The organism is Acrocarpospora phusangensis (genome assembly GCF_016862995.1).
GTDB classification, from domain to species: Bacteria; Actinomycetota; Actinomycetes; order Streptosporangiales; family Streptosporangiaceae; genus Acrocarpospora; species Acrocarpospora phusangensis.
Genome location: NZ_BOOA01000086.1, coordinates 24,188 through 34,065, shown reverse-complemented (window position 1 = coordinate 34,065; position 9,878 = coordinate 24,188). Strand labels below are relative to the sequence as shown.

Sequence of the window (9,878 nt, the reverse complement as noted above, 5' to 3'; positions counted from 1 at the left end):
CCCACGATGACGTGCAGGCGGCGGAACCGCTCGGCGTCGGCGTGCGGCTCGTCCCTGGTGTTGATGATGGGGCGGCTCCGGGTGGTCGCCGAGGAGACGCCCTCCCAGATGTGCTCGGCCCGCTGCGAGACGCAGTAGACCGCTCCACGCGGTGTCTGCAGCACCTTGCCCGCGCCGCAGATGATCTGCCGGGTGACCAGGTACGGGATCAGCACGTCGGCCAGGCGGCCGAACTCGCCGTGCCGCCCGACCAGGTAGTTCTCGTGGCAGCCGTAGGAGTTGCCGGCCGAGTCGGTGTTGTTCTTGAACAGGTAGATGTCCCCGGCGATGCCCTCTTCGCGGAGCCGCTTCTCGGCGTCCACCAGCAGGCCTTCGAGGATGCGCTCGCCCGCCTTGTCGTGGGCCACCAGCTCCACGACGTTGTCGCACTCAGGCGTGGCGTACTCGGGATGGCTGCCCACGTCCAGGTACAGACGCGCGCCGTTGCGGAGGAAGACGTTGCTCGATCGGCCCCAGGACACCACTCGCCGGAACAGGTACCGCGCCACCTCGTCCGGTGACAGCCTTCGCTGCCCGCGGAAGACGCAGGTGACGCCGTACTCGTTCTCAAGCCCGAAGATGCGACGATCCATCACCTCACCCTATGCCCCGAATGGCGAAACGACATAGGGATCATGAAGCGGATTGTCGGCGGGCGATATCCCGGGGCCGTCCGGGGGTCAGAAATAGATCTCCACTACCTTCGTGATCTGGCCGTTCCGCACGGTGATCATGGCGGTGAGGCGGCCCTGCGCGGCGTGTTCGGCGAGTCGCGCCCGGGTGCAGCGCTCGGTGCCGAGCGCGTCGTCGTTGATGGTCTGGTCGTTGCCGGTGCAGCCGGTGGCGCTCAGGTAGACCACGCCGGGGGCGAGCCGCGCGGCGTAGGCGGTGGAGTCGCCCTCGGCCGGGCCGACGAAGGTGCCGCCCTCCCAGCGGACCGGGACGTACTCGGCGGTGTCGCCGTCCTGCATGGTGACGAAACGGCCGCGCAGGATGCCGTCGGAGCTGGGGCTGATGCGCTTGGTGAAGTCGTGGCCGGGGTCGAACTGGAACTTGGCGCCCTGGATCGCGGGCTGCTTGGGACCGATGACGTCGGTCTGGTCGTAGTCGTCGGACGGCTCGGTCACCGAACCGGGCGGCGCGGAGGTCGTCTGCGCCGTGGTCGAGCCGGGCGTGGGCTCGGCGGCCGGGGTGGCCGTGACGGTGGCCGGGCCGGACGGGGCGGGGGCCGTGACGGTCACGGTGGCGGCGGGGGCCGCGGCCTCGGTTCCCGAGCAGGCGGCTAGCGAGAGCACGGCGACGGCCAGCACGGCCTGCCGGATATAAGTCGTCATATGGGGAAAAGACTAGCGAAATGCCGATTTGGTTGTGCCCAGAATGGGGGCTCGCCGGAGGCCGGGCGGGACCGGAGAACCGGATGGCCACCGCGTATCGGTGGCCATCCGGGGGCTCAGGGCTCGGAGCCGGTGTCGATGTCGCCGTCGGGGGCGGTGGGGGGGCCGGTGTCGACCTCCGGAGCGCCCTTCTCCGGCAGAGTCGGCTCGGGGGCGGGCGCGGGCGTGGAGGACGTCAGCAGGCGCTCCAGGCGCGGCCCGGCCAGGCGCTGGAACTTGCGCTGCTCCCGGGTACGGTCCAGCACGGCGACCTCCAGCTGCCCGACCGGCGAGCGCTCCCCGCCCGGCTCGGTCAGCGCGACGAGGGCCGCGTCCAGGGCCTCGCCCAGCGGCAGGCCGGGACGGTAGCGCTCCTTGAGCCGCCCGGCCACCGCCTCGGACTGGCCGCCGATGACGGCCATGCCCTGCTCGTCGAAGACCGAGCCGTCGAAGGTGAGCCGGTAGATCTGGTCCTCCTCGGCGCTGTCGCCCACCTCGGCGACCACGATCTCCACCTCCAGCGACTTGATCGAGTCGGTGAAGATCATGCCGAGCTGCTGCGCGTACAGGTTGGCCAGGCCGCGGCCGGTGACGTCGTTGCGGTTGTAGGTGTAGCCGTTGATGTCCGCGTACCTGATCCCCGCCAGGCGCAGCGACTCGAACTCGTTGTAGCGGCCGACGGCGGCGAAGCCGATCCGGTCGTAGATCTCGCTGATCTTGTGCAGGGCCTTGGACGGGTTCGGCGCGACGAACAGGATTCCGTCCGCGTACTGCATCACGACCACGCTCCGGCCGCGGGCGATGCCCTTCCGCGCGTATTCCGCCCGGTCGCGCATGATCTGCTCGGGCGATGCGTATCCGAAAGGTATGGACACCTCGTGGGGTTCCTCTCTAGCGCAGCGGGGCGGTGGGGCCGTCGGGGTCGGTCATCCGGGCTTCCAGCATCGCCTGCACGTAGCCCGCGACCTCGTCGTCGCTCAGCCGCCGGAAACCGTCCGCCGTGATCACCGCGACCGCCGGCCAGATCTTGCGGGTCACGTCGGGCCCGCCGGTCGCCGAGTCGTCGTCGGCCGCGTCGTACAGGGCCTGCACGCAGGTCAGCACCGCGTCCTCCGGGGAGGCGTTCTCCCGGTAGAGCTTCTTCAGCGACCCCTTGGCGAAGATCGAGCCGGACCCGATCGAGTGGTACTGGAACTGCTCGTACGGCCCGCCGCCCACGTCGTAGCCGAAGATCCGCCCCGCGTCCAGATTCGGGTCGTACGCCGCGAAGATGGGGACGACCACCAGGCCCTGCATGGCCATGGGCAGGTTGCCCTTGATCATGGTGGCGAGCCGGTTGGCCTTGCCCTCGGTGGAGAGCGAGCGGCCCTCCATCTTCTCGTAGTGTTCGAGCTCGACCTGGTAGAGCCGGGCCATCTCGATGCCGGTGCTGGCGGTTCCGGCGATGCCGAGGCAGGAGTAGTCGTCGGTGCGGAACACCTTCTGCATGTCCCGCTGCGAGATGATGTTGCCGGAGGTGGCGCGTCGGTCGCCCGCCATCACGACGCCGCCCGCGCAGGTCACCACGACGATCGTGGTCGCGTGCGGAATCTGGTCGCCGACCGGCGCGGCCAGCTGCTGGTTCCGGAACGGCAGCAGATCCGGCGCGTGCTCGCCCAGGAACCCGCTGAACGACGAGGAACCGGTATTCGTGAAGAGGTTGTTCATCCAGCTCCTGCTGGCCGGCGCCTCATGCTGAGATGCCACGCGACTCCCTCCAATTGTCGTCTGTTTAGGCCGACCCTACTCACCTCGGCGCACTGCTTGCACTCTTCCCGATCAGCTGAGCGCGAACCGCCCCGAAGATCCCAGACTTATATTCGTACCCCTTGCGCCCCGCGTGTACCGATCGGGGGATCATGGGCACCGTGGAGATCGTGGTGCGCAACCCCTCGCCGTACGAGCGGACGGGGGTGATCTTCGCGGAGCTGCCGGAGAGCCGCCCGCACCTGGTCACGGCGGACGGGTCCTGGGTGCCGGTGCAGTGGCTGGAGCACGGGCCTTCGCTGGTGGACGGCCGGGTGGTGGAACCCTCGGTGACCGTCGCGGCGTGGGTCACGGTCCCGGCTGCGGGGCGGATCGTCCTGGTCGCGTCCGCGGCTCCTGCCCTGAACCCCCGTCCGGGCGGCGGTGGCTCGCTGCCCGGCCCCGGCGTGCTCGACAACGGCCTGCTCCGGGTGGCGGCGCTGGACGGCGTGATCACGCTGCGGGCGGCGGGCGGCGCGGAGGCCGGCGGCCCCGGGCTGCCGGACCCGGCGGAGGTGGACGACGTGCTGCGGGGCACCCTGGTCTCGGCCATGGAGATCGCCGGCGCGGAGGCGGTCCTGCGGGTGGAGTTGCGGGCGGGTGAGCCCTTCGCCCGGCTGGAGGCGCTGGCCGGGGAGCTGCCGGCGGGCTGGGAGCCGGTTCCCGGCCGGCTGGCGGTGCTGCGGGACCCGGCGTCGGCGGCGCGGCTCGCGGTCCTGCCGTGGAGGGCCGGCGAACCGGCGCTGGCCCGGCTGGCCGCGGAATACCGTCACGGCCTGCTCGCGGGGCCCGGAGAAGAACGACGCGGCGCCCTATCTCAGTGAGGACTGGGACAGGAACGCCGCGGTTCACGCAGAGAATCCCCCGGACTCCGCCGGAGGCCGGGAAGGCCGAAGAGCCCGCCCGGCCCGGCGAACGTCCGCTCGACTTCGGTCAAACTGGACGGGGCTCCCCCCCTTACTCGCCGCCCTTCTGAACGTAGCTGCGCACGAACTCCTCGGCGTTCTCCTCGAGCACCTCGTCGATCTCGTCGAGGATCGCGTCCACGTCGTCGGTGAGCTTCTCGTGCCGTTCCTGGACGTCGGTGGCGTCCTGCGCCTCGACGTCTTGGGTCTCGCTGTCCTGGCGGCCGGTCTGCTTCTGACCGCCGGTGTCCTTGCTCGCCATCGGTGATACCTCCGCTCGGGGGACGTCTCTGCTTCATATCTTCCCCGAACCGGCCGACAACTCGCCTGAATCGTCGTGTGATCTTTGGCTCGGCGAAGCGGTCCCGACAGACAACCCCCTGAACGGCGGAAACGCAAGTGCCCTTGACTGGATAGCAAGACTATCCAATAATTGGATAGCATCGCTCTCCAATCTGAACGGATACGCGCATGTCCCCCTCTTCCCTCGGCACGGCCGGATTGCTGCTCATCACCGTCTCCGCCGTCGGCATCGGCGGCCTGTCCCTGCTGGGCCACATCCTCGGGCGCATTCCCGGCTACCTCGACAACCCGGTCAGGCGCGGCCTCTGGCGGGCCGGACACGCCCATGCGGGCGTTTTAGTACTCTTCGCGCTGGTCGCCCTGCTATACCTAGATCAAGCGGATCTTTCGGACGGGATGCGCTCTCTCGCCCGGGCGCTGATCGTCGCCGCCCCCATCCTGATGCCGCTCGGTTTCTTCCTGTCGGTCGTACGGCCGTCAGACACCAAGCCGAACAAGCTGATATGGCTTACCGTGCTCGGCGGAGTCGGACTGGGGGCCGGAACGATGATCCTCGGGATCGGCCTGGTGTAGATCGGATCGTTATCTCCCGTCCAGGGAGTGACGCCGCCCGCCGGAACCGTGCCAGAGCACAATATGGACTCGGGTACGGCGGGCACGGAGCAGACAGGTGGATATGGGAACGGATCGCGCACGACTGCTCCTGGAGCGCTATCGGCTGGCCTCGCCGATTCGTCGTGACGGCACGGGCATCATGTGGCAGGCCCATGACCTGCGGCTGACCCGGGACGTGGCGATCAAGGAGGTGCAGCCGCCGTACCGCCTGGACATGCCCGATCTGGAGGGCACCCGGCGGCGCGCGCTCAAGGAGGCGCGGTCCGCGGCCCGGCTGAGCCACCCCGGGATCATCACCGTGCACGACCTGTTCGAGGAGCACGGGCGTTTCTGGATCGTGACCGAGTTCCTGGAGGGCCTGACCCTCAAGGAGACGATGGAGCACATCGGCCGCGTCCCGATCCGCTGGTCGGCCTGGCTGGGCTTCCAGCTGCTGGCCGGGATCCGGCACGCCCACCACTGCGGGGTCATGCACGGCGACATCCAGCCGGAGAACATCCTGCTCACCGGCGACCGCGTGGTCCTCACCGACTTCGGCATCGCCGCGCTGGAGGAGGACGCCGGTTCCCCGAACGCCTCCCAGACCATCCCGCTCGCCCGTTCCGCCGCCTACCTGGCCCCCGAGCGCATGCGCGGCGAGCCCGCCACGCACGCCTCCGACCTGTGGTCGCTGGGGGCGACCATGTACATGGCGGTGGAGGGGCGCCCGCCCTATCCGGGGGACGGGCCGAGCGCGATGCTCGGCATGGCGCTCACCCACGAGCCCGACCCGCCGCACAACGCCGGGTCCCTCTGGCCGGTGATCGAGGGCCTGCTGCGGCGGGAGCCGCGCCGCCGCCTGACCGGGGAGGCCGTCGCCCTGCTGCTGGCCGACATCCTGCGCCGGGAGGGCATCTCCACCGCCACTCCCGGCCGCCGCCCGCAGACCCTCCCGTCCAGCGAGAACCTGCCCCGCGGCATCTTCATGCTCTAGCTCAGCTGTCCTCCAGGTCTCCTTCCGCCTTGAGGAATGCCTCCTGGAGTCGCTGGAGGATGTCGGGGTCCGGGTGCTCCCACATGCCGCGGCCGGCCGCCTCCAGGAGGCGTTCGGCGATGCCGTGCAGCGCCCAGGGGTTGGACTCGCTGAGGAAACGCCGGTTCTCCTCGTCCAGGACGTACGTGGCGGCGAGCTTGTCGTACATCCAGTCGGCCACGACGCCGGTGGTGGCGTCGTAGCCGAACAGGTAGTCGACGGTGGCGGCCAGTTCGAACGCGCCCTTGTAGCCGTGCCGGCGCATCGCGGCCAGCCAGCGGGGGTTGACGACACGGGCCCGGAAGATCCGGCTGGTCTCCTCGGACAGGCTGCGGGTTCGTACGGCGTCGGGCCGGGTGCTGTCGCCGATGTAGGCGGCGGGAGCCCGGCCGGTGAGGGCGCGCACGGTGGCGATCATGCCGCCGTGGTACTGGAAGTAGTCGTCGGAGTCGGCGATGTCGTGCTCGCGGGTGTCGACGTTCTTGGCGGCGATGTTGATCCGGCGGTACGCGGACTCCATGTCCTCCCGGGCGGGGACGCCGTCCACGCCGCGGCCGTAGGCGTAACCGCCCCAGACCGCGTACACCTCGGCCAGGTCGGCGTCGTCGCGCCAGTTGCGGCTGTCGATGAGCGGGAGCAGGCCCGCGCCGTACGCGCCCGGGGCGGAACCGAAGATCCGCAGGGTGGCGCGCTCGCCCCTGGCCGCGTCCGCGAGTACGTGCTCCCGCACGAAGTTGCCCGGTTCGTCCAGCCCGGCGACGAGCTTGACCGCGTCGTCCAGCATGGCCACGACGTGCGGGAACGCGTCCCGGAAGAAGCCGCTGACGCGGACGGTGACGTCCACCCGCGGCCGGCCCAGCTCCTCGGCGGGGATCGCCTCCAGGCCGGTGACGCGGCGGGAGGCGTCGTCCCAGACCGGCCGCACGCCGAGCAGGGCGAGCACCTCGGCGATGTCGTCCCCGGCCGTGCGCATCGCGCTGGTCCCCCAGATGGACAGGCCCACCGACCGGGGCCAGTCGCCGGTGTCGGCGCGGTAGCGTTCGACCAGCGACTCGGCCATGGCCTGGCCGGTCTCCCAGGCCAGGCGGCTGGGCACGGCCTTCGGGTCCACCGAGTAGAAGTTGCGCCCGGTCGGCAGCACGTTGACCAGGCCGCGCAGCGGCGATCCGCTGGGCCCGGCGGGGACGTAGCCGCCGTCGAGCGCGTGCAGCACGTTGCCGATCTCGTCGGTGGTACGGGCCAGCCGGGGCACCATCTCGGTGGCGGCGAACCGCAGGACCCGCTCGGCCAGCCCGGGATCGGCGTGCTCGCCGAGGGGCGTCTCCCGGACCACGACTTCCGCCGCCTCGGGGTCCCAGCCGCGCGCCTCCATGGCCGAGACGAGCGCGCGGGCGGCCGTCTCCGCGCCGTCCACGTCCGCGCGGGCCTCGCCACCGGCCTCGGACAGGCCGAGCGCCTCGCGCAGGCCGGGCAGCGCCTCCGAGCCCGCCCACATCTGCCGGGCCCGGAGCATGGCCAGGACCAGGTCCACCCTGGCCTCGCCCTCGGGGGCCACGCCCAGCACGTGCAGGCCGTCGCGGATCTGCACGTCCTTGACCTCGCACAGCCAGCCGTCCACGTGCAGCAGGAAGTCGTCGAACTCGGCGTCGTGGGGGCGGTCCTCCAGGCCCAGGTCGTGGTCGAGGCGGGCGGCCTGGATGAGCGTCCAGATCTGGGCGCGTACGGCGGGCAGCTTGGCGGGGTCCATCGCGGCGATGGAGGCGTGCTCGTCCAGCAGCTGCTCCAGCCGGGCCAGGTCGCCGTAGCTGTCGGCGCGGGCCATCGGCGGCACGAGGTGGTCGACCAGGGTGGCGTGGGCGCGGCGTTTGGCCTGGGTGCCCTCGCCCGGGTCGTTGACCAGGAACGGGTAGACCAGCGGCAGGTCGCCGAGGGCGGCGTCCGGGCCGCAGGAGGCGGACAGCCCCGCGGACTTGCCGGGGAGCCATTCGAGGTTGCCGTGCTTGCCGACGTGCACGACCGCGTCCGCCTGGAACGTGTCCGACAGCCACCGGTAGGCGGCGAGGTAGTGGTGGCTGGGCGGCAGGTCGGGGTCGTGGTAGATGGCGATCGGGTTCTCGCCGAAGCCGCGCGGCGGCTGCACCATGACGACGACGTTGCCGGACCGCAGGGCGGCCAGCACGATGTCGCCGTCCTGGACGTAGAGTTCGCCGGGCGGCGGCCCCCAGTGCCGTTCCATCGCCTCGCGCAGGTCCTCGGGCAGGGTTCGGTACCAGGCGGTGTAGCGGCCGGCGGGGATGCGTACGGGGTTGCCGGCCAGTTGCTCCTCGGTCAGCCAGTCGGGGTCCTGTCCGCCGGCCGCGATGAGGGCGTGGATGAGCGCGTCCCCGTCGTGCCGGGGCAGGTCGTCGCCGAGGGTGTACCCGCGGGCGGCCATGGCGTCCAGGAGGCGTACGACGCTCGCCGGGGTGTCCAGGCCGACGGCGTTGCCGATGCGGGAGTGTTTGGTGGGGTACGCGGACAGCATGATCGCGATCCGGCGTCCGGCGGCGGGCACGTGCCGCAGCCGCCCGTGCCGTACGGCGATGCCGGCGACCCGGGCGGCGCGCTCGGGGTCGGCGACGTACACGGTGAGGCCGTCCGGGTCGATCTCCTTGAAGGAGAAGGGGACGGTGATGATGCGGCCGTCGAACTCGGGGATGGCGACCTGGGTGGCGGCGTCCAGCGGCGAGAGGCCGTCGTCGCCCGCCGCCCAGGTGGCGCGGTCGCCGGTGAGGCAGAGCCCCTGGATGATCGGGATGTCCAGCTCCGCCAGAGCGCCCACGTCCCAGGCTTCGTCGTCGCCGCCGGCCGAGGCGGTGGCCGGGCGGGTGCCACCGGCGGCCAGCACGGTGACGACGAGAGCGTCCACCGTGCCCAGGGCCTCGAACAGGCCGGGCTCGGCCGTGCGCAGGGACGCGCAGTAGACGGGTAACGCGCGTCCGCCGGCGGCTTCGACGGCGTCGCAGAGCGTCTCCACGAACGCGGTGTTGCCGGCCACGTGGTGGGCCCGGTAGTAGAGCACGCCGACGAGCGGGCCGCCGTCCCCGGCCTGCGCGCGGGGCAGGACTCCCCAGGTGGGGAGGGCGGCGGGCGGTTCGAAGCCGTGGCCGGTGAGCAGCACGGTGTCGGACAGGAAGCGGTGCAGCTCCGCGAGGTTGGCGGGGCCGCCGTGGGCCAGGTAGGCGTGCGCCTCGGCGCAGACGCCGCCGGGGACCGTGGCGAGCTCCATCAGCTCGGCGTCCGGAGCCTGCTCGCCGCCGAGCACGACGACCGGGACCGGCCCGGCGAGCAGCGCGTCCAGGCCCTCCTCCCAGGCCCGGCGGCCGCCGAGGAGCCGGACGACGACGAGTTCGGCGCCGTCCAGCAGGGCGGGCAGGTCGTCCGGCCGGATCCTGGCCGGGTTGGCGAGGCGGTAGCCGGCGCCGCTGGCACGGGCGCTCAGCAGGTCGGTGTCGGACGTGGACAGCAGCAGGATCACGCGAAAGCCCTCCCTCGGGGTCCGCGCCCCGGGTCGTCGGAAGCCGCGGCGGCGCGAGTGTCCTGGCTCCCGGCTCGACGCTCCCCCCGGCCTTCCCTGTGACAGTGGCCCTGGTGGGGTTCGCTCCCCGGTGACAGTGGCGGGACCGCGCCGGATTCACACCGGCTTCCTCGTACGCCGTCGCCACGAGGAGCCTATGCCAACCTCGCTTTCCAGGACACCCCGCCCAAAGGTCACCAACGCCCGCCCCCTGGGGAGCAAAGCGCCCGTAAAGGCCCTACGATCCAGGACGTGGCCATTGCCGGACAATCAGGGATTCCGACGCGAAG

General features: G+C 71.5%; 9 protein-coding genes and 1 riboswitch. Of the genes, 3 read left to right on the top strand and 6 right to left on the bottom strand.

What is annotated here, in order from left to right; all coding sequences use genetic code 11:
- From Aph01nite_RS34340 to prcB, 4 genes are all read right to left on the bottom strand, one after another.
- Positions 1–632, bottom strand: a 632-nt coding sequence (locus tag Aph01nite_RS34340) for a proteasome accessory factor PafA2 family protein (protein WP_204045217.1), incomplete at its 3' end; no start/stop codon positions are given.
- Positions 633–719: 87 nt separating this feature from the next.
- Positions 720–1,373, bottom strand: a complete 654-nt coding sequence (locus Aph01nite_RS34335) for a hypothetical protein (RefSeq protein WP_204045216.1) — start codon at positions 1,371–1,373, stop codon at positions 720–722.
- 116 nt (positions 1,374–1,489) lie between these two features.
- A complete protein-coding gene (prcA, locus tag Aph01nite_RS34330; RefSeq protein WP_204045215.1) occupies positions 1,490–2,287 on the bottom strand; it encodes a proteasome subunit alpha in 798 nt (265 codons plus the stop codon).
- Between the two features lie 16 nt (positions 2,288–2,303).
- The gene (prcB, locus tag Aph01nite_RS34325) at positions 2,304–3,119 is read right to left on the bottom strand and encodes a proteasome subunit beta (protein ID WP_204045214.1); all 816 of its coding nucleotides are present in this window, start codon (positions 3,117–3,119) and stop codon (positions 2,304–2,306) included.
- A gap of 200 nt (positions 3,120–3,319) precedes the next feature.
- Here prcB and Aph01nite_RS34320 point away from each other — a divergent pair, with 200 nt between their 5' ends.
- Positions 3,320–4,021 (top strand): hypothetical protein, encoded by a 702-nt coding sequence (locus Aph01nite_RS34320; RefSeq protein WP_204045213.1) that lies wholly within the window; start codon positions 3,320–3,322, stop codon positions 4,019–4,021.
- Positions 4,022–4,154: 133 nt separating this feature from the next.
- Here the strand turns inward: Aph01nite_RS34320 and Aph01nite_RS34315 are convergent, their stop codons facing one another.
- The gene (locus Aph01nite_RS34315) at positions 4,155–4,364 is read right to left on the bottom strand and encodes a ubiquitin-like protein Pup (RefSeq protein WP_204045212.1); all 210 of its coding nucleotides are present in this window, start codon (positions 4,362–4,364) and stop codon (positions 4,155–4,157) included.
- 209 nt (positions 4,365–4,573) lie between these two features.
- On the opposite strand from Aph01nite_RS34315, the gene Aph01nite_RS34310 reads away from it, so the two are divergent.
- Both Aph01nite_RS34310 and Aph01nite_RS34305 read left to right on the top strand, forming a co-directional pair.
- The gene (locus Aph01nite_RS34310; RefSeq protein WP_204045211.1) at positions 4,574–4,978 is read left to right on the top strand and encodes a hypothetical protein; all 405 of its coding nucleotides are present in this window, start codon (positions 4,574–4,576) and stop codon (positions 4,976–4,978) included.
- A 103-nt stretch (positions 4,979–5,081) separates the two neighbouring features.
- The gene (locus tag Aph01nite_RS34305; protein ID WP_204045210.1) at positions 5,082–5,993 is read left to right on the top strand and encodes a serine/threonine-protein kinase; all 912 of its coding nucleotides are present in this window, start codon (positions 5,082–5,084) and stop codon (positions 5,991–5,993) included.
- A 1-nt stretch (position 5,994) separates the two neighbouring features.
- On the opposite strand, the gene cobN is transcribed toward Aph01nite_RS34305, so the two are convergent.
- Entirely contained in the window at positions 5,995–9,549 is a 3,555-nt protein-coding gene (gene cobN / locus Aph01nite_RS34300) for a cobaltochelatase subunit CobN (protein WP_204045209.1), read from the bottom strand.
- A 55-nt stretch (positions 9,550–9,604) separates the two neighbouring features.
- Positions 9,605–9,721, bottom strand: a riboswitch (cobalamin riboswitch).
- Positions 9,722–9,878: the final 157 nt, after the last annotated feature.